Source organism: Hyalangium ruber (assembly GCF_034259325.1).
Lineage (GTDB): Bacteria > Myxococcota > Myxococcia > Myxococcales > Myxococcaceae > Hyalangium_A > Hyalangium_A rubrum.
In genome coordinates this window covers 109,676-128,735 of record NZ_JAXIVS010000010.1, presented here as the reverse complement: position 1 = coordinate 128,735, position 19,060 = coordinate 109,676, and the positions used below count along the sequence as shown (strand labels likewise).

17 protein-coding genes are annotated in these 19,060 nt (G+C 68.8%); 9 read left to right on the top strand and 8 right to left on the bottom strand.

What is annotated here, in order from left to right; all coding sequences use genetic code 11:
* The first annotated feature begins 50 nt into the window (after positions 1-50).
* Together SYV04_RS27135 and SYV04_RS27130 are read left to right on the top strand one after the other, a co-directional pair.
* On the top strand, positions 51-938 hold the full coding sequence (locus tag SYV04_RS27135; RefSeq protein WP_321548821.1) for a DUF2381 family protein: 888 nt from the start codon (positions 51-53) through the stop codon (positions 936-938).
* Between the two features lie 13 nt (positions 939-951).
* Positions 952-2,754: a serine/threonine protein kinase gene (locus SYV04_RS27130; RefSeq protein ID WP_321548820.1), complete on the top strand. Its 1,803-nt coding sequence runs from the start codon at positions 952-954 to the stop codon at positions 2,752-2,754.
* A 27-nt stretch (positions 2,755-2,781) separates the two neighbouring features.
* Here SYV04_RS27130 and SYV04_RS27125 read toward each other — a convergent pair whose 3' ends face one another.
* Positions 2,782-3,387 (bottom strand): hypothetical protein, encoded by a 606-nt coding sequence (locus SYV04_RS27125; RefSeq protein ID WP_321548819.1) that lies wholly within the window; start codon positions 3,385-3,387, stop codon positions 2,782-2,784.
* A gap of 318 nt (positions 3,388-3,705) precedes the next feature.
* Here SYV04_RS27125 and SYV04_RS27120 point away from each other — a divergent pair, with 318 nt between their 5' ends.
* The 3 genes from SYV04_RS27120 (at position 3,706) to SYV04_RS27110 (ending at position 5,088) form a co-directional block, all read left to right on the top strand.
* Positions 3,706-4,209 carry a Spy/CpxP family protein refolding chaperone gene (locus SYV04_RS27120; RefSeq protein WP_321548818.1) on the top strand — a complete coding sequence of 168 codons (504 nt, stop codon included), beginning with the start codon at positions 3,706-3,708 and terminating at the stop codon, positions 4,207-4,209.
* 131 nt (positions 4,210-4,340) lie between these two features.
* Positions 4,341-4,868: a hypothetical protein gene (locus SYV04_RS27115; RefSeq protein WP_321548817.1), complete on the top strand. Its 528-nt coding sequence runs from the start codon at positions 4,341-4,343 to the stop codon at positions 4,866-4,868.
* Between the two features lie 4 nt (positions 4,869-4,872).
* The gene (locus tag SYV04_RS27110; RefSeq protein ID WP_321548816.1) at positions 4,873-5,088 is read left to right on the top strand and encodes a helix-hairpin-helix domain-containing protein; all 216 of its coding nucleotides are present in this window, start codon (positions 4,873-4,875) and stop codon (positions 5,086-5,088) included.
* Here the strand turns inward: SYV04_RS27110 and msrA are convergent.
* On the bottom strand, positions 5,085-5,744 hold the full coding sequence (gene msrA, locus SYV04_RS27105; protein WP_321548815.1) for a peptide-methionine (S)-S-oxide reductase MsrA: 660 nt from the start codon (positions 5,742-5,744) through the stop codon (positions 5,085-5,087). The genes SYV04_RS27110 and msrA overlap by 4 nt on opposite strands.
* A 60-nt stretch (positions 5,745-5,804) precedes the next feature.
* Here msrA and SYV04_RS27100 point away from each other — a divergent pair, with 60 nt between their 5' ends.
* The gene (locus tag SYV04_RS27100; RefSeq protein ID WP_321548814.1) at positions 5,805-7,610 is read left to right on the top strand and encodes a Sapep family Mn(2+)-dependent dipeptidase; all 1,806 of its coding nucleotides are present in this window, start codon (positions 5,805-5,807) and stop codon (positions 7,608-7,610) included.
* Positions 7,611-7,616: 6 nt separating this feature from the next.
* Here SYV04_RS27100 and SYV04_RS27095 read toward each other — a convergent pair whose 3' ends face one another.
* Entirely contained in the window at positions 7,617-9,674 is a 2,058-nt protein-coding gene (locus SYV04_RS27095) for an ATP-binding protein (protein WP_321548813.1), read from the bottom strand.
* A 264-nt stretch (positions 9,675-9,938) separates the two neighbouring features.
* Here SYV04_RS27095 and SYV04_RS27090 point away from each other — a divergent pair, with 264 nt between their 5' ends.
* Complete coding sequence (locus SYV04_RS27090) at positions 9,939-10,901, top strand: ornithine cyclodeaminase family protein (protein ID WP_321548812.1); 963 nt, start codon at positions 9,939-9,941, stop codon at positions 10,899-10,901.
* A gap of 101 nt (positions 10,902-11,002) precedes the next feature.
* Positions 11,003-11,296, top strand: a complete 294-nt coding sequence (locus SYV04_RS27085) for a YgaP-like transmembrane domain (protein WP_321548811.1) — start codon at positions 11,003-11,005, stop codon at positions 11,294-11,296.
* 60 nt (positions 11,297-11,356) lie between these two features.
* On the opposite strand, the gene SYV04_RS27080 is transcribed toward SYV04_RS27085, so the two are convergent.
* The gene (locus tag SYV04_RS27080) at positions 11,357-12,262 is read right to left on the bottom strand and encodes an NmrA/HSCARG family protein (RefSeq protein WP_321548810.1); all 906 of its coding nucleotides are present in this window, start codon (positions 12,260-12,262) and stop codon (positions 11,357-11,359) included.
* Between the two features lie 200 nt (positions 12,263-12,462).
* Between SYV04_RS27080 and SYV04_RS27075 the strand changes: the two genes are divergently transcribed.
* On the top strand, positions 12,463-13,695 hold the full coding sequence (locus SYV04_RS27075; RefSeq protein WP_321548809.1) for a hypothetical protein: 1,233 nt from the start codon (positions 12,463-12,465) through the stop codon (positions 13,693-13,695).
* A gap of 63 nt (positions 13,696-13,758) precedes the next feature.
* On the opposite strand, the gene SYV04_RS27070 is transcribed toward SYV04_RS27075, so the two are convergent.
* The 4 genes from SYV04_RS27070 to SYV04_RS27055 form a co-directional block, all read right to left on the bottom strand.
* On the bottom strand, positions 13,759-16,002 hold the full coding sequence (locus SYV04_RS27070) for a hypothetical protein (RefSeq protein WP_321548808.1): 2,244 nt from the start codon (positions 16,000-16,002) through the stop codon (positions 13,759-13,761).
* Positions 16,003-16,188: 186 nt separating this feature from the next.
* Complete coding sequence (locus SYV04_RS27065; RefSeq protein ID WP_321548807.1) at positions 16,189-16,947, bottom strand: hypothetical protein; 759 nt, start codon at positions 16,945-16,947, stop codon at positions 16,189-16,191.
* Positions 16,948-17,090: 143 nt separating this feature from the next.
* The gene (locus tag SYV04_RS27060) at positions 17,091-17,660 is read right to left on the bottom strand and encodes an imm11 family protein (RefSeq protein ID WP_321548806.1); all 570 of its coding nucleotides are present in this window, start codon (positions 17,658-17,660) and stop codon (positions 17,091-17,093) included.
* A 15-nt stretch (positions 17,661-17,675) separates the two neighbouring features.
* Positions 17,676-19,028, bottom strand: coding sequence for an AHH domain-containing protein (locus tag SYV04_RS27055; protein ID WP_321548805.1), 1,353 nt, complete (start codon positions 19,026-19,028; stop codon positions 17,676-17,678).
* Between the last annotated feature and the right edge of the window lie 32 nt (positions 19,029-19,060).

The following is a 19,060-nucleotide window of genomic DNA, read 5'->3' as shown; positions in this document are numbered from 1 at the left end:
CCGCCCGATGCGCGCCATGCTAGGGTGAGAACCCTGGAGGTTCTGCTCCCTTGGCCCTACCCACAACGTGGCTGCTGCCCAGCTTCTGCCTGTTGGTGGCGAGCACCGCCGCCGCCCAGTCTCAACCGCCCACCCGCGAGCGTCAGGCTCGGCGCACCTGGCTGCCTGCAACGCCCGCCGAGCCCCTCCCCGAACTCTACGTGGCCGCCGGCAACCTCACCACGGTGGCCTTCAACGGCCCATTGGATCGCGACAGCCTCGTGGTGGACCGCACGCGCTTCAAATGGGCCGATGTCGGCGATCGCATCCTGACCCTCGAACCCTTCGCGGACCTCGGCTCGGGCGAGCGGCTCATCGTGAAGATCGGCTTCAAGGATCGCGCCCTCCCGGCCCAGGCTGTCCTCGCGGTCGTCACCCAGGACAAGGTGATGGATGGGAGTGTGGAGGTGGACCGCCGGGCCAACACCCCGGAAGCCCTGCTGGCGGCCCTCGCCCAGAAAGAGGCGGAGCTGGAGGAACTCAAGGCCCGCAGCGCCGGCAGCGGTCCCGTGGGCCTCGCGCTCTCCGGGTGGCTCTACAAGAACATGCTGCCCGTCGGGTTTTCCAGGACGGTAGCTTCGGCGAACTCCAGCGGTCTGGAGGTGTTGGATAGCCATGGCTACCCGGGCCAATTCTCGACGTTGGTGACCCTCAAGCTGCGCAACCTCCCGAACCAGAAGCCCTGGCTGGTGGGGCAGGTACACCTCCGCAACACCGCAGGCGCTTCGGTGAAGGTGCTCTCCCTGCGGATGAAGCCGTCGCAATTGGGGCCAGGTGAAACAGACCTGCTGGTGGTGGAAGCGCAGAGTGTGCCGTGGAGCAATGGCAGGGAGTTCAGCCTGGAACTCGTGGACGCAAGTGGTCAGCGTCGCCTTTCTCTCAACCTCTTGCCGCATTAGGAAGCCCGTGCCCATGACAACCAACGCCTTTCACCCCGACCACCTCAAGCCGGGGAACATGGTGGGCCCCTGGCGAATCGTGGAGTCGCTGGGCAGCGGTAACTTCGGCCACGTCTTCAAGGTCGAGCGAGACGGGGACTTCTTCACCCTGAAGATGGCGGTAAGGCCAGCACCCGCTCCACCGCAGGAGACTCCCGAGAGGGTCTTGGAAGAGCGGCAGGTGGACGGGCGCATGCGCCATGAGGGCGCCATCCTCATGGCCAACGCCAGCCACCCGGGCCTGCCTCACCTTCGTGCCGTGGACCGGTGGCCGCACCCCACCAGGGGTTACCTCTACATCGTCACCGACCACGTGCTGGGCGAGCCGTTCGACCGGTGGCGCGAGCGCACCCGCCCTTCCGCCGCCCAGTTGGTGGACGTCTTCATCGAGGTAGTGCGAGTGGTGGCCCGGCTGCACGCCAGGGGCATCCTCATCCGGGACTTCAAGGGCGAGCACGTCATCGTCAGCGCCACGGACAACAAGCCGGTGCTCGTGGACATGGGCAGTGCGTACCTGCCAGGCGGCTCTACCCTTACCGTGGGGTTGGCACCGGGGACGCCCCATGCGCTGCCGCCCGAGTGCATCAGCTTCATCCGCGAGGAGGCCTGGAAGCAGGGCGCCCGCTTTGACGCGGCCGCGGCGGGAGACCTCTACCAGCTTGGCGTCTTCTTCTATGAAGCCCTCACGGAGTGCTGGCCCTTTGATGCGCGGATGCCCGCGGACGAACTGCTGGTGGCCATCGAGACGGCGATTCCCCGAGCGCCGCATCGTCTCAATCCCGAGGTCCCCCAGTCGCTCAGCCGCATCGTCCTGAAGCTGCTCGAGAAGCGGCCGGAGGATCGCCACGAGAGCGCCGAAGCTCTGCTCCAGGCGCTGTGGGACGCGGCGAAGGAGCGCTCCAGGAAGCGCTGGAAGGTGCCGCTGAGGCTTCCTGCCGAGGGCCCTGCTCCTGTTACCCAGGACGAAGTGGAGGAGCGCCGGCTGCAGAAACAGGCGGCGGAGCGCAGGGCGCGGGAAACCCCGAAGCAGAAGATGGAACTCTCCCGCGAACAAGCCCTCGAGCAGTTCGCCGCCGCCATCCAGGAGGTGGAGGCGGAGTTGGCCACCGCCGAAGCGCAGGCTGACCGCCGCAAGAAGGTGCTGCGGAGAGTCGCCCTTGGGGTGGGGCCTGTTCTACTGGGGCTCTCCCTCTTCACCACGTGGTGGGCGTGGCTCGCGCCCACCAGCACCTCCACCGCTGAATCCGAGAAAGGAAGCTCGCTCGTGTCCACCCTCCGCAACTCCCGGCCCAACATGGCCGTCGCCGCATGGCTGTGCGCCACCTTCGGTGTTGGGTGCGCCGCGCCCCAGCTCCGGCCGCTGCCCGAGGACTGCCCCGAGCAAGCCATCGAGACCATGAAGGACCTGAGGCTCAGCGTAGAGGAGTACCACCTCATCATCGACATCAACCAGCCTGGCAACGACCAGCAATTGGGCGTCTACCACGCGGGAAAGGTCACCGGCCGGCTGGTTCGCATTTGGAATAACCGCCCCTACACCCTCCCCGAGGGCACCCTTGTCTACGGGCAGCTGTGGACGGAGGGCCTCATCAAGTACGGGAAGGAAGCCGTGCTGGGTCGTTACTCCGAGCTCCTGCTTCCGGATGGCCGCCGCGTGCCGGTCTGCTTGAGCCTGTGGGACCATACGGGGCTCATGATGAAGTCCCCCGGCTCAAAGCCCGGCGCAGCGCGATTGCCGCGACAGGTACAAGTAGGCGTGCTCGACCGCTGGCCGTGAGCGAGCCTGAAGTACTGAGCAAGCCTCTCAGTACTTCACGCCGTCGAGTTCCTCCAGCACGGCCCTGATGGCCTCCGGAGTCGTGCCGCGCCGCTTGGCCAGCTCCAGGGCAGAGTACGTGATGGCCATGCTCGAAGCCGGCCACTCCGCGAAGCTCTCCACCACGATGGAGCCAATGTCCCCAGGCCACGCGGCTGCCCTCAGCTCGCGGTATCTGCGCACCGGGTCAAGCAGGGTGAAGTACGGCCAGGAAGGAAAGCGCATCGTGCTGGCGTCGCACCCAAGGAACCGACATGCGTCCAGGTGTGCCGCAGTCAAGTCACACCCCTCGATACTTCCATACGCCTTCTCGGACCAAGGCCACCGCCCGAAGTCATTGCCGCTCATGCGCCCGGTGAACCGGCAACCTTTCAGAGAGGCGTGCTCCCAACGAAAGTTCTTCAGTTCCTTGGGGATGTCGATGGTGCAGTCGATGAAGTCCGCTTGGGGAATGATCAAACTTCGCGCGGACACCTTTAGCACCAGGGCGCAGTTGCGGAGCGTCAGGTTGGGGCCAAGGAAGTAGATGGCCCCCGAGTCGAGCACCAGCCGCTCGTTCGCGATTTCCCTGCCCTCGAGATTGACCTGACTCAAGACCGCTCCGTTCAGAAGGTGATGAGCCTGAAGAGCTCTTCTGTGCCAGCTCGCGGCGGCGCTGGGCAAACCTGTCAGACAGTCAGACAGGTTTGGCGGGAGCGCCGCTGGGGGGCTCGAAAGCCCGACTCGGGCCCTGCGCGAAGATGCGCAGCCTTCGTCACTTGTTAAGCACCCAGGCGCCCAGAGTGCGAGAAACATACCGAAATATGGGCGTCATGCGCGGGACATGGGCTGGGGACACATTGAACCCTGTCGCGCCAGGGAACCTGCAAGGCAGGGCCGCCCCGGACGCATACCCACAGGAGTAAGACCATCATGTCCCTCAAGCTGATGCCACTCGTACTGGTGCTGGTGGTCCCGCTGCTGGCGGGCGCACAGGGCCCCCATGGACCCGGGGGAGGACGGGGCAAACCTCCCTCGTCGCTGGAACTGCTGCTGAAGAACCCGCAAGAGCTGGCCCTGACGGCTGAGCAGGTGGCCCAACTGGAAGCGCTGCAGGCCGCGCTGGAGCAGAAGAACGCGCCGATCGTAGAGCAGCTGGAGGCGCTGCGTCCGCCGCGCCCGTCGGGGCCGCCTCCCAGCGACACCGAGCGGATGAACAGGCCGCCGCCTGACTTCGAGGCGATGCGCGAGCGGATGCAGCAACTGGAGCCCCTCATCACCGAGCTGCGAGCCAATGACGCCGCGTTCTACCAGGAGGCGGAGAAGCTCCTGAGCGACTCGCAGAAGGCGCGCGCCCAGGAACTCATCACCCAGGAGCGCGAGGAGCACCAGCGCCGGCACGAAGCCATGCGCCAGCGGATGCAGAACCGCCAGTGACTCAACCCAGGCCGGCCATGGTGGCTCATGGCCGGCTCGGGCACTCACCGTGTTGCTGTGCTACTCGAGCCCTGGGATGCTGGAGCCCAAGCCCTCTGGGGGCTTGTCGAGTTCAACGGGAAGGACACTCCTTGAATCACCGCTCCCTCGTCTTCATCGCGCTCGTTGGGTTGACCGGCGCTGGTGCGCTCTCCTGTGCCAGCCAGAGCGCGGCCACGACGGCTCCGGCCAGTCCGCCTCCGGCGCCCGCACCCCAGGCCGCCGAGCCCCCCGCTGCCGCCGCCCCTCAACAGCTGGCGTGGAAGGACCTGCCGAAGGAGCAGCGCGGCAAGTTCATGGCCATGGTCGTCGTGCCGAGGATGCGGCCGGTGTTCCAAGCCTTCGACCCCAAGGAGTTCGCCGAGTTCGGCTGCAAGACCTGCCACGGCAAGAACGCCCGGGAGCGCGGCTTCGAGATGCCCAACCCGGAGATTCTCTCGCTCCCGTCCACCCACGCCGAGTTCGGCGCGCTCATGAAGGAGAAGCCCGAGTGGGTGAAGTTCATGAGCGAGAAGGTGACGCCCGAGATGGCCGCCTTGCTCGGCGCGCCGTTCGATCCTCAGAATCCCCCGCCCGGCGCCTTCGGCTGCGGCAACTGCCACACCTCCAAGGAGCAGTAGCTCCATGAAGAAGCCCGAGCTCGACGACAGCCTGCCGAAGATCGGCAACCCCGCGCGCAGCGCTCTCGAGGTCATAGGCATCACGCGCTTGAGCCAGGTGACCCAGCTGAGCAAGGCCGAGCTGGCCAGGCTTCACGGCGTGGGTCCCAAGGCCATTGGCATTCTGGAGAATGCACTGGCCGCTCGGGGCCTGGCATTCTCCCAGAAGAAGAAGCCCTAGCTGCTGGAGATGCCCACGCCTACCGGGCAGCTCACTCCCGTGCCGCCCAGGCCGCAGTAGCCGCCCGGGTTCTTCGCCAGGTACTGCTGGTGGTAGTCCTCAGCGAAGTAGAAGCTCGGCGCCGGCAGCAGCTCCGTGGTGATGGCCTCGTAGCCCGCCCCCGCCAGTGCCTTTTGGTATGCGTCCCGGCTCTGCTCCGCCGCGCGCTTCTGCGCCTCGTCGTAATAATAGATGCCCGAGCGGTACTGCGTGCCCACGTCGTTGCCCTGGCGCATGCCCTGCGTCGGGTCGTGGTTCTCCCAGAAGGTGCGCAGCAGCGTCTCGTAGCTCACCTTCGCCGGGTCGAACACCACGCGCACCACCTCGTTGTGCCCCGTCATCCCCGAGCACACCTCCTTGTACGTGGGGTTGGGCGTCGGCCCCGCCGCGTAGCCCACCTGCGTGCTGTACACGCCCGGCACTTGCCAGAACTTCTTCTCGGCGCCCCAGAAACACCCCAGGCCGAACAGCGCGTACTGCGAGCCGGCAGGGAAGGGCCCCTTTAGCGGGGTGCCCAGCACGAAGTGCTTCTCGGGGACGGGCATCGACTCGGAGCGGCCAGGCAGCGCCTCCTCCGGCGTGGGGATCTTCAGCTTCTTGGGTGAGGTGAAGAACATGCCTCAGTGTTAGCCACCTGGCCGCCCGTTTTCATCCTCTTGAGGTAGGGTGGAGCGCGCATGCGCCTGGATCTGTTCTGTCTCGGTCTCGTTCTCCTCGCCTCCGCACCCGCGCTCGCCCAGGGCTCCCGGCCCAAGCTCACCCCGGCGCAGCTCCGGGAAATCGAGCGTGAGAACCAGAAGCTCCAGGACCGGCTGCGCAAGCAGGGCGTGCAGGCCGAGGTACCCAAGGCGCCCAAGGGCGACACCAAGGGCAAGGGCAAGGAGAAGGGCAAGGAGGCCGAGCCGAAGCCTCCCAACTGTCAGCTCGCGGGGGCGAAGCGCACCGCCCAGTTCTCCGAGGAGGCGCTGCCCGGCATTCCCCTCACCCAGCGCTATGCCCTGTACGTCAGCGCCTGCGGGCTCGGGGACGTGGTGGCGCTCACGCAGCAGCTCGTCCGCTTCAAGACGGTGAGCAGCGAGCAGCCTGCCGCCAAGAGCCCCGGCATCGCCGCCATGGGTCGCTTCCTGCAGAAGTGGGCCCAGACCCACGGCTTCGCCTTTCGCACCGTGGGCCAGAACGACGTGTTCGAGCTGGCCTGGGGCGAGGGTGCCCCGCACCTGGGCTTCATCTTCCACGGCGATGTCGTGCCCGCGCCCGCGCACGAGTGGAAGTCCAACCCCTTCGAGGCCAAGGTGCGCAATGGCCGCCTCTATGGCCGCGGGGTGATGGACGACAAGGGGCCCATCGCCATGGGGCTCGTCTCGCTGGCGATGGCCAAGGAGATGGGGCTCAAGCCCCACAAGGGCAAGGTGCTCCTCATCATCGGCAACGGCGAGGAGAGCGACTGGAAGGGCATGCAGGAGTACACCCGCACCGAGGTGCTGCCTACCCACGCCGTCTCCGTGGACTCGGAGTACCCCGTCGTCGTCGCCCAGTCGGGCTTCGTCGCCCTCACCCTGGAGGCGGCCCTGGAGTCGGAAGCCAAGGGCGAGGGCACCCTGGTGGCCGTGGATGCCTCCGCCGGGGAGTTCCTCACCCAGGTGCCCGGCGCCGCCATGCTCAGCCTGGTGCCCACCTCGGGCACTTCGCTGGAGCAGGCGCTGGCCGCCGCCAAGGCCGCCGTGGAGTCCGTCCGCAAGGAGCGCTCCACCCTCAAGGCCGAGGTGCGCAGCGCGCCGCTGGTGGGGCTGGCCGGTGGGGGAATGCGCATCGTCATCACCACCCAGGGCAAGGCCGTCCACTCCTCGGCTCCCGAGCAGGGACAGAACGCGCTGTGGGACTTGTCGGCCATCGCCGAGAAGCTGCCCCTGGTGGACAACGGCATCGCCGCCATGTTGCGCGCCGTGGCCCGCCGCTTCGACGGGGACCACCACGGCGACCGTCTGGGCTTCACCGGGAAGGATCCGCTCATGGGGCCGATGATCGTCGCGGCCACGCTGCTGCGCGTGAAGGAGGGCAAGGTCTCCCTGGGCGTCAACCTGCGCCGGCCCCGGAGCGAGGAGGGGGACGAGGACTTCCACCAGGCCCTCAACCACGCCGTGTCCCGCATCACCCAGGAGTCGGACGGGCGCATCGTCGAGGGCCCGGGGCGCTACGTGGGCGAGCCGCACGTGGCCGACGTCTCCGGCCCGCTGGTCCTCACGCTGATGGACATCTACAAGCGCCACCAGAACATCCGCTCGAACATCGCCCCCATCTCCATCGCCGGCGGCACCTACGCCCGTCTCTTCCCGCGCGGCGTGGACTTCGGGCCCGGGCTGCCAGGGCAGGTCTACACCGGCCACGCGCCCGATGAGTTCATCTCCCTGGAGCACCTGGGCCTCGGCACCCAGATGCTCGCCGAGGCCCTGCACTCCCTGGCCCTCTCGGCCAACGCCCGCTAGGCGCGCCTACTGGCACGCGCGGGGCCAATGCACGGTGAAGTGCGTGCCCGCCTCGGCGCTGGAGTGGACCTCCACGTCCCCACCGTGTACCAGGGCGATCTGCCGGACGATGTAGAGCCCCAGCCCCAGGCTCCGCGAGCCGCCAGGGCCCTCGTGCGGGCGCTGGTCCTCCGGGCCCCGCTTGAAGGGATCGAAGAGGCGCGGGAGCATGTCCTCCGGCACCGGCTCGCCCTGGTTGATGACCTCCAGCAGCACCTCGGCGCCCTCGCCGCGCACCCGCGTGCGCACCGGCGTGTCCATCTGCCCATGCTGCAGGGCGTTGAACACCAGGTTGCCCAGCACCTGCGCCACCCGGTCCGGGTCCCACTGCCCCGAGGTGTCTCCCATCACCTCGAGGAGCAGCTGGCGCTCGGGGAAGATGACCTGCAGCTCCTCGAGCGTGGTGCGGCACACCTCCGCCATGTTCATGCGCTGGGCCTTCACCGGAATGCCCCCGCCCAGCCGGCTGCGCGCGAAGTCCAGGATGTCGTTGATCAGCCGGGCCATGCGCGCGCTGCTGCGGCGGATGCGCTCCACCGCCTGGCGCTCGCGTGACTCCAGCCCCGAGGCCCGCGCCAGCACGAAGGCCGAGGCGCTGATGGCCGACAGCGGGTTGCGCAGGTCATGGCCCAGCACCGCCAGCAGTTGCTCGCGGAAGACCAGGCCCTGTTCGAGCGCCTGCTCCGCTTGCTTGTGCGGGGTGATGTCCATCACCACCGCGCCCACGCCCAGGAGCTCCCCTGCCTGGGTGCGCACCGGGAAGTAGCTGCTCAACCAGGTGCGCTCCAGGACCCGGCCCAGCTCGGCGGGCGTGGAGAACTGGAACTCCTTCGAGGGCTTGCCCGTCTCCAACACCTGGCGAAGGAAGGGCTCGACGATGTCGACGATGGAGGGCGCCAGCACTTCGCGCACGGTGCGCCCCTTGTGGTCCTTCGCCGGCACGGCGTTGAGGCCGGCCAGGGTCTCGTTGATGTGGACGTAGCGCATCTTCCGGTCCAGGAAGGCGATGCCCACGGGGGCCGCGGCCAGCAGCGCGTCGATCATCGCCAGCGAGCGCTCGGCCTCCTCTCTCGCCGCCAGCTCCCGGGCGCGCAGCTGCGCCTGGACGATGAGCGTCGTGGCCCGGCTGACCATGATGCGGAACACCAGCGCGTCCGCTTCGGAGAAGGCATAGGCCGTCCGCGAGCCCATGTAGGCCACACCGACGAGCCGCTCTTCATCCAGCATCGGCACGCCGTACAGCGCGCGCAGGCCCGGGGGGCCTGGTAGCTGCTCCTTCTGTGCCGTGGCTGCGGGCGCCAGGCGCATGGACAGCGGATGGCCCTGGGCGGCGACCTGTCCGGCGAAGCCCTCGCCCACCTGGATGCGCTGGCCCACCGTCTGCTCGGCCCCAAGCCCCGTCGCCGCGCGGATCTTCAGCGTGCCGTCCTCGCGCAGCAGGATGGTGGCCGAGTCCACCTGCAGGGCCGACTCCATCAGCAAGGTGAGCAGTCGGTGCAGCAGGGTGTCCACATCCGGGCTGTCCAGCGTGGCCTGCATCATCCGGTCGAGCGAGTTCAGCGTGCGCTCTCGCATCTTGGTGTAGCTCTGCACCGAGCGCGTCACCGCTTGATCAATCAGCTCGTCCAATAGTGCCAGGGTACCAGGCGCCGGGTGGACCGCCGCGGCCTCCAGGCGGTGGAGGATGCAGCGGCGCAGGAGCCCGTACTCATAGGTGAGCTCATGGATGGTGAAGCCCTGGGCCAGGCGCGAGAAGGCATGCACGTCGGACAGCACGGCCGGCAACTGCAGCGGCATGCCATGCGCCTCGTGCGCCAGCGCCTCGGTGATGCCGTCCAGCAGGGGAGGGATGTGGTCCTCCAGGGTGGCGCCGTCCGCATGCCGGGAGTGCATGGCATGGGTAGAGCGCTTCCAGTCGGCGAGCAGCTCCTCGCGGTGCGCGCGCAGGAAGGCCGCCAGCCGGTGGGGTTCCTCCGGGTCCCTCATTGCCTCCGAAGCCTGGGGACGTGGCTCCTGCTCCAGCATGTCTACCTCCGCGACCACTCGTGCTCACGCCCAGGTTTCACCTTGAACACGACAGGACGACCGCGCCCACCGCCCCCCTGGCGAGGGCGGACAGGCCTGGGCTGGGGTGACCGGGGCCCCCGAGAGCCTCCGGGGAGACGCCTCCCACGCCTGCTCGCCCTGGAAGACGGGCAGGGGTCACTTCCGTTCCTTCACGGACAGCGCCCAGGCCAGATGTGACGCGGGAATGGGGACTCGGAGGGCGCTCGGGTAGGGTGGTGGACAATGAGCACGCTCCTCCTCTCCCGCTCCGATGTGGCTCGCAACCTCCAGGCCCTCACCCTGCTGTCGGACATGCGCGAGGCGTTCCGCGCGGATGCGCTGGCGCGAACGGTGGCGCCCCAGCGGACCCGCGTCCCCCTGCACGCCGAGGGGACGGCCATGGTGATGTTTCCCGGCAGCCTTCCAGGAGTGCCCGCGTACTCGGTGAAGGTCCATGGCCGCTTCCCTTCGAGCACCCCCGCGAGCCCGGGCGTGCTCCAGCTGCATGACCTGGCCACCGGGGCGCTCCTGGCGGTGATGGACGCGGGGCACCTGTCCGCGGTGCGCAGTGGCGTGGTGGGCGCGCTGGCGGCGGATGTGCTGGCCCGCGTGGATGCCACCCGCGTGGCCTTCATCGGCGCTGGCAATCAAGCGGTGCTCCAGCTCAAGTCGCTGCGGCTGGTGCGCACGCTGGCGCAGGCCTTCGTCTACGACGTGGACTTCACGCGCGCCGCCACGTTCGCCACGCGCATGTACCAGCAGCTCTCGCTCCCGGTGCAGCCCGTACACTCGGTGGCCGAAGCGGTGGCGGAGGCGGACATCGTGGTGGTGTCGAGCGTCGCGGGTCAGCCCTCGCTCTCCGCGGAGTGGCTGCGCCCGGGTCTGCACATCACCGCCCTGGGCGCCGAGGAGTCGGAGAAGGTGGAGCTGCCCGCGGGGCTGCTGCGCGGCGCCACCTTCGTGTGCGACCACCGGGGACTGGCGGCCTCCAGCGGGCTGGTGGGCGGCGCGGGGCCCGCGGAGTCCTCCATCCACGCGGAGCTGGGAGAGATCATCTCCGGCCTGCGCACGGGCCGCACCGCCTCCGAGCAGCTCACCGTGTTCGGCATGGTGGGGCTGCCCTTCCAGGATCTCGCGACCGCGTGGCACGTCTACCAGGCGGCGCTCGGCGATGACGAGGTGCGTCGGGTGGACTTCGACGCCTGAGCCTCCCTGGGCGGTGGGCGGACGGGCAGGCGCGCGGGAAGCGCTGGGGGGGCTACTGAAGCAGCCCTCATGCGTGCCCATCTTCGAGCAGGAGGTGGTTCATGCTCGTGGGGTTCATGGCTTCGCGCCCGGGGCGCTGGATCCGCATCCTGGCCGGGGCCGGGCTGGTCTGCGGAGGGCTCTCATCGGGCTCTTCGCGCGGCGGAGCGGTGGCGCTGCTGGGGTTGGTGCCGTTGATGGCGGGTGCTTTGGACGTGTGTCTGCTCGGCCCGCTCTTCGGTCATCCCTGGAGAGGGTCGGACATCCGACGTGGCCTGGGGCTGCCCGAGGAGGAGCGGCTGATCAAGTCTCGCTACGAGCGGCTTCCTCCCCACGAGCGCGTGCTGCTGCATTGAGCGGCTCGCCCAGCCCCCACAAAAGCCCGACTCCTGGGAGGAAGTCTCCCAGGGGTCGGTTCAGTGTGCGCTGGAGCCCATGTCCAGACGGGCCGCGGCGCCGATGAAGTGCCATTCCTGGCCCCGGGCCCACTCCTCGAAGGTGTGCCAGCCCACGTCGGGGAACTCGTGGCGCAGGGTGAGGATGTCGGCGTGGTAGCCCACGCGGTCGATCCACTCGTACATGCGGGCCAGGTCCTCGCTCTGCTCGCGCACCAGCTCCAGCGGTAGCTGGTGGTAGTGGATGCGGTGGCCACTCACGTACGAGAGCAGGTCGGCGGCCTGGTGCCCCGTCACCTCGTCCGAGGCGACCTCGATGCGCTCGCCCAGGAAGTCCTCGGGGAAAGCGAGCACCCGGCCGACGAAGGCACCCAGGTCCTCCACGGACACCAACTGCAGTCCATGCGATGGAGCCAGCGGCAGGGCGAGCTGCCCGGCCTGGAGGCCCTCGCGGAACATGGAGCCGGTGAAGTTCTCCATGAAGAAGGTGGGGGCGATGATGGTGTAGGGCAGGTTCGCGTGGCGCAGGTAGCGCTCCACCTCGTGCTTGCTGTCGAAGTGGGGGATGCCGGTGCGCCGGTCCGCCCCGGCCACCGAGGAGTAGACGAAGTGTTTGACGCCCACGTGCCGGGCCGCATCGATGAGGTGCAGGCCGTGGCGCACCTCGGCCTCGATGCCGGCTTGGAAGGGGGTGGCCATGGCGAAGAGCATGTCGGCGCGGCGGACGGCGGCCTCGAGCGAGTCCCGGTCCTCGAAGTCCCCCTGCACCAGCTCGGCGCCCTGGGCCTGCAGGGCTCGGGCGGCGGGGGAGTCCATGCGACGGGTAAGGGCCAGGACGTGGTAGCCCCGCCGGAGCAGGTGACGGGCCACCGCGCCCCCTTGCTGGCCTGTAGCACCCGTCACCAGGACGGAGAATAGAGAATCCATGCGCGTGTCACCTCGGTGGACCTGTGCCTTGTAAGCTGCGTGCGCGCGGTGGGAGCCGCGAGCACCCGCGTCATGCCTGGATGTGGGGCAGGCGAGAGGGAACTTCCAGAACCACCGGATGAGCGGACAGCATCCGGGGGAGCGTGATAGGTCCAGGGGGCACGCTCCGTTTCAGCCTCTCTGTGGGGGAGCTCATGGCGGTGGACAGAGTCTTGCCAGGTACCAGCGCGGCGGCGTTCGAGGAGGCGACCGGTGGTCCGGCCGGCTCCGAGGGCGGTTTGCCGGCCACCTTGCCCGAGACGCTGGTGAGCGAGGACCTGCAGGACACCTATGTGCTGCTGCTCAACGCGGGGAGCACGGCCGGCGTGTCGTGGGTGAAGGAGGTTCCCCCGGCCTGCTACCTGGAGACCACCGTCACGGTGGCGGCCGAGCTGCGCGCCGGCGCGCTGCCGCCGCTGGACTTGCGGGAGCCGATGACGCTGCCGGAGGGCAGCACCCTGCGCTGGGAGGTGTCTGGCACGGAGCGGCCCGGAGAGCAGGGCAAGCTCCACGAGGTGAGCCGGCTCGGGGCCCAGACGTTGCGCGTCACCACCACGTCCACGGCGGGGCAGGTGGAGGATCCGTTCGCGGGCCTGGAGCCGCTGGGCAACGCGGGTGGCGGCAACACGCTGATGCCCCTGGAGCGCTCGCTGGGGCGGACGGCGGACCTGGAGTTGTCGCGGCCGGGCGCGCTCGAGGCCTACGGGCACTTCGTGGCCACGGGCGAGGTGCCCCTGGCGGAGCCGGAGCGTGGGGTGCTGCGCTCGGGCCGGGTGGCGGTCTTCACGCAGCAGCGCAGCCCGGGCGCGGAGCTGGGCTTCCTGCGGCAGTTCCGGCGGCTGGATGCCGAGCGCGTGGTGAACGCGCAGTGGTCGGCCGAGTATGACGATGGGAGCGTGGAGGTCCGCTCCTCGGCGCGCTTCACCGGCCGGATGGTGCTCTGGTACGTGGTCATCGACTCGACCGGGCAGCAGACGCGCGGGGACCTGTCGGTCGTCTTCAGCCACCTCACGCCGGCCACGGTGGCGGCGCTGGCCAAGGGGCTGCGCGGGGAGGCCGAGGGGCTGGAGGGCCGCTGGCACGTGGAGCTGCGGCTGGCGGACCAGGAAGTCATGTTGTGGCGGAACCTGGCGCGCATGCGGGTGTGTGAGCGCAACAACCTGGACCCGGCGCAGTTCGAGCGGGAAGCGCGCACCTCGGCGATGGAGCTGTGGGAAGGGGACGTGGGGCTGCAGACGCTGGCGCTGGCGCGCTCACCGGACGAGGTAGGCGACATGCTGGTGCGCCTGGGCAACACGGCCGAGCTGGCGGCGCAGTCGCTGGCGCAGCTGATGCTCAGCCTCGGGGCGCCGCTGGAGGGCACGCTCCGGCTGGCGCCCGCCCAGTCCTCGTGAAGACGCGTGGACCCTCGTCGCGCGCTACACGCACCCAGGGCAAGCGGCTCGCCTGAGCCGGGCCTACCGCACCCGGAACAGGGTGTCGGCCCAGAGAACGTGCCAGGCGTCCTGCAGCCAGAGGGCGCGCCCCTCCACGGGCCCGAGGTCCTGTAGGGTGCCATCGGCGCGGCTCACGTGCAGGTTCGCCTTGCCGTTGACGACGTTGCGCACGGCGAGCCGTCCCTCCGGGCCGAGCGCCTCGATCGTGGTCGCGGTGCTGAAGTCGGTGACCTGGCGTGTCTCGCCCTCCGGGCTGCGCAGCCACACCTGGCGCTGCCCGTTGGAGCCCAGGTCAATGTAGGCCACCCAGCCCGCGTGTACCGCGTAGCTGCGCCCCGGCGTATACGTCGGCCCCAGGGGGCGCGGCGGCGTCAGGAGGATCTCCTGCTCGCCGGTGTGGAGCGCCACCGTGAGGGTCGGGGTGCCACAGCAGACCGTGACCTTGTTGTAGACCACGAGCTTTCCGTCCGTGAGCGGGCCGCCATTGCGCACGCGGTCGTCCGGATCATCCGTTAGGCGGCGCGTCACGTTGTCCCGGTAGGTCACGATGTCGTAGCTGGGGTCCATGAACGCGACCAGGCCGTTCTCCGCCACGTCGTGTTCGGAGACGCCCGCCACCGCCACGCGCACCGTGGCGTCGGAGACGAGATGGCGCAGCAGCAGCTCGTTGTCCGGGTGGGTCATCCAGAGGGCGAGGTCTCCCCGCGCCGTGAACGACAGGAGCTGCCGGTCCGTCTCCACGGGGAAGAGGAGGTAATGGCCAAACCCGTCATTGCGATACAGGTACAGCCGAGGGCCCAGCCCGGAGGCGGGCACGGACTCGGAGAGGAACAGCGCCGCGGAGGTGGTCAGCCGGGCCTGGCTGATGACGCTCTGGGTGGGCATCGGCAACGTCTGGAGCTGGCCCGAGGTCCGGTCGATGAGCGCCAGGCCGGTCGCGGCCGTGTTGGGGCCGCCGCCGGTGGTGAAGAGGAGCCGGGAGGCGTCGGCGTCCACGAGCTGCCCGGGGACTCTCGCCACGGCCTCCAAGGCAGGGTCCGCCACGAAGAGGGAGAAGGTGCGCGAGGTGGTCTGCCCCAGGGAGTCCTCCGCGATGATGTGCAGCGGCACGGGGTTGCGCTCGGCGGCGGCCAGCTCGAGGGTCGTGTCGAGGGTTCCCAGGGCGGTGGGCCGAGCGGTGCCCGGAGAATCCAGCACGCTGGCGGTCAGGCTGCACTCCGTGGAGTCATCGCCGCACGTGGCGCGGATGCGCAGGGAGGAGCCCACCATCTGCCACGTGGCCGGCTCCGTCACCTCCAGCCGAGGGGGACGGTCGAGCACGAACGTCGCCGGGGTGATGAGCGTGTGGCCCTGCGTGTCCGAGACGGCCACCTCCAGCGGGTACTGCCCCCGGTTCAGTGAGCGCAGGTCCAGCGCGCCACTGTAGGCGGCGTCGGCGGTGCTGTACGCGAGGGGCGCCTGGAGGTCCGTTCCGGGGATGCGCGCGAGCGCGTTGAACTCATGGGCCGAGGTGATGGAGGCGAGGAGGGTGCTGCTGTCATGGGCGGGCACTCCCGTACACCCCCACGCGCCCCGGTCGACTTCGCACCCGGGCGCGCGGATCCGCGTGGAGAGGCTGTCGGTCAGCGGGCGCTCCACCGTGAGGGTCACCGTCTGCTTGCGGCTGGGGTCCTCGTTGGAGGAGGCCTCGAGGATGACCTGGCCGGTGAAGTCTTCGGCCGCCTGGAACTCGGCGGAGCGGTTGTCCATCTGGTGGAACTGCCCCGACCCTTCGATGAGTTTCCAGGTGACGTCCCGGTTGAACACCCCGAGCCCATCGACGAACGCGACCACGGACGCCGTGCCGCCCGGGGGCAGCGTGGTGGGCACGGCGGTGATGAGCAGGTCGGCGACGCGCTCCGAGGAGACCGCGAGCTTCGCGGTGCCCGATACGGTGGGGTCCACCCGCGAGGTGGCTCGGATGACGACCTCCCAGGAGCCTTCGCTCTCGGGAGCGAGGTAGGTCACCTCCGCGCCCTCTTCGCTGGAGAGCGTGCCGCCGCCGTACTCGATGGCCCAGGACACGCCCGCATCGAAGCGCCCGCTGCCGCTGACCGTGGCGACCAGGCGGACCGTGCTCCCGGGCCGGAGCCGGGGGGAGTCGGCCTGCACGCTCACGCCTGTGATGGTGGGTGTGTCGGAGGTGCAGGCCGCCGCGAACGCCGCGATGAGCAGCAGGGCAACGGTGTTGGAAAGGCGACTGACGCTTCGCTCGCTTCGGGTCATGGCGTCCCCGCTGGGTGTGGAGTCCCTGGCCGGGGTGCGAGTATAGCGCTTAGTGGACACTTGGGCAGAGGCAGGTTGGAAGCTGTGAGGCCAATCTGTCAGGTTGACTGAACGACCTGCCTGACCCGCACGAAGTGTCACTGTCGTGCCGTGCGCCCTCTTGGGTGAGAGGGCACGGCTGTGGGGCTAGCGCCGTTTCGTCGGTCGCCGTGTGGCACCCTGCTTGGGTTTTGCCTTGGCGGTGGTGGGTTTGGCCTGACGGGCCGTGCGTGCCGCTCCCGTGCGGGCGACCTGCTTGGCGCCACGGGTGACCTTGCTCGGGGTTCGCGACGCGGTGGGCTTCTTGGCGACGGCTGCTCGCTTGGTGACTTTGCCCGGTTTGGCCTTGGAGGTGGACTGCGCCCGCTTCGGCTCCGCGCGCTTCTTCGCGCCCGCGCGCGTGGCCGTCTTTCGCTGGGCGGGACGCTTCCGGACCGGCTTTCGCACCGCGACGGGCGCGGCTTCCGGGGTCACGGTCTCGGAGGACTCCAGACGCTTCTCCTCCGCCGCGGCCTCCATCGGGGGTTGCTCGGTGTCCACCTGCTGGGGCTCGGAAGCTTCCGAGGGCTCCTCCACCGTGGCGGCCTCCATCGAGGGCGGCTCTTCCTCGGCCACCTGAGCCTCCACGGGCTCGGAGTCCTCATCCCGTGACAGGCTCACGTTGTCCGGAGGCGCGTCATCCAGCTGCGATGCCTCCTCTTCCAGCCGGTGCTCGGTCTCCCGCTCCAGGTGTCGCGCCTGGAACCGGGCGATCGTCTCCGCGTGGCGTTGCCCGTAATGAATCCCCTCCTGCTCGGGCATGGGCGTCTCGCTCTTGACCGGCGTCTGACGGTCGTCCGCCGTGCCAAGCTTGCTCGTGTCCGGCTTCACTGCCGTGTAGTGGTCGAAGCTATAGCTCCTGGGCATTCCCTTGCTTCCTCCTCAGGGCATGTGTGCCCCGAGGAAAACTAGGCAGTCCCCGCGTACCTGGAATGCCCTTGCGGCGAGCAGGCGAGCCAGGGCCGCTTGGGCTCGGGCGGTGGGCAGGGCTCCGAGAACAGGTCGCCTAGCTACACCTGCTTGAACTTCGCCCCCGTGGTCCCGATGCGCTCCAGGGCTTCCTTGACCTGCTCCGAGACGATCAGTGCCACGGTCCAGCCCCAGGTACGGAAGACCTTGGCGTCGCTCACCTTCGCGGGGTCGATCCGCATACCGTAGACGTCCCGATACTGTCCGACCTTCTCCGGTCGCCCATCTTCTGGCGTCCAATACTCCACCTCCTCGGAGGCCGTGTCATCGATGCACCGGATGAGCCGTGTGGCCACGAGGAGGCAGAACTGATCCGGCTGCCCTGGGATGTCCACCGGCAGAAGCTGAACATCGCCAGGAGCCAGCTCCATGAAAAGGGAAGCGACCTTGGCGTGAACGACTGGGAGGCTGAATCCCGCGAGCGTGAAGTCGAGGGCTTTGCCCGGACGGCCGATGGGGATCTTCAAAATCCCCGGGGGCGCAACCGGCATGCCCTCCCGGAACCTCCACGGGTCTTCCACCTCCCGGCCCTGTGGGTCCGTGGGGTTGCCCAGATCCCACCCGCCAGCGCGGTCAACGTCCTGGGAGAGCTTGAAGTATTTCATCGCCATGCTGGCCACCTGGGGTCACTGGCTCCGGGTCACCAGCTTGTTGAGCGTGGTGCCTTCGGTCGAGATCTGCTTCGCCAGCCGGTGGAGTTCCGCCGTCAGCGCCTTTCGACACTGTTGGATGCTGCCACAGCCCTTGGTTGCTTCCTCCAGTCGCTCGTAGATCCGCTCGTGGTACTCCTGTGGGTGGGGGCCTCTGTGTCCGTGGATGCGGACTTGGTTGGCAGGATCGTTCAGGGACATACCCGCCCGATCGAAGATTCTCTGGAACTTTGGTGTCCATGGGCCTCCGCTGTGGGTGGCATCTGCCCATTTGTCGGTGGCGATGTGGTGCCACGGGCCTTCCTTCTCCACCGGGCCGGAAGCTGTGCCGCGCAGGCTTTCTTCCGTGGCGGCGACCGCGTCGGGGGCAAGGGCCATCGTGACCGCATGGGGAGACACAGCCACGGTCTCCACCTGCGCCACGGCGGTCAGTCGGATTCGTGTCTGTGCCGCACCCGCCACTGACGCCTGGGCCGAGCCTGGCAGCGTAGGCACCTTGGCCGAGAAACTGGAGGCCGTCTGACCGATGGCCGCAGTGAGGAGAAGCGCGAAGGCCCGCGCGGCGTTCTGCCCCATCACCTTGCCGTACCGCTCACCCGTCGCGCGGAGAGCCGACAGCGAGGTGGCATGGTCGGCGGCTTCGACCAGTCGCCTCCAGCCCTGGATGAGTGTCCAGAACGTGTCCACGCCGATGTAGCAGATGAAGCTGGCCGTCACGACCGTCGCCAGCCCCTTGGAGAACACGGGTTCGGGCGCCAGCCACATCGCGGCGTAGACGGTCATCGTCCAGAGGATGGCGGCCTTGATCGTCTGGGGGTCGGCCATGTCCTTGAAGGCGGCCATCATCTCGGGCAGCACCTCTTCCATGGCGAAGGACATGGCGAGGGCATAGCGGCCATCTCCGTTGAGCACGGGGCTGTTGAGCAGCAGCCTCAGGCAGTCCCGAGGCTTGCTCGTGGCCTCGCACCACCGCACGTATTCCTGCGTCAGCGCCACGTCCACCTGGGCCCATTGCGAAGTGGAAGGCTGTTCGCTCAAGGGCACGACCCCGTGGCGCTGGGTGTAGCCGTACCAGCCACTGCGCGGCGGGACGTCGAAGAGTTCCCGGGCGGCTCGCTCGGGGTTGGGTGGGGGCCTCCACTGCCGGGCCTCTTTCGCGAGGGCCTGGGTGAAATCCACCTCCTCCATTTCCACCGCAGCAGCTTCGTCCGTGCGAGGGGTGTGGATGAGGGGGGCGTCTCGTCCCGTGTCGAGGCGTACCACGCGTGGTGTGCTGCACGCCGTGGAGATGACCAGGAGCAAGATGGAAAGGGTCAATTGTGCTGTCATGCGCCGCCCTCCGTGGGAGATGTCCATGGGAG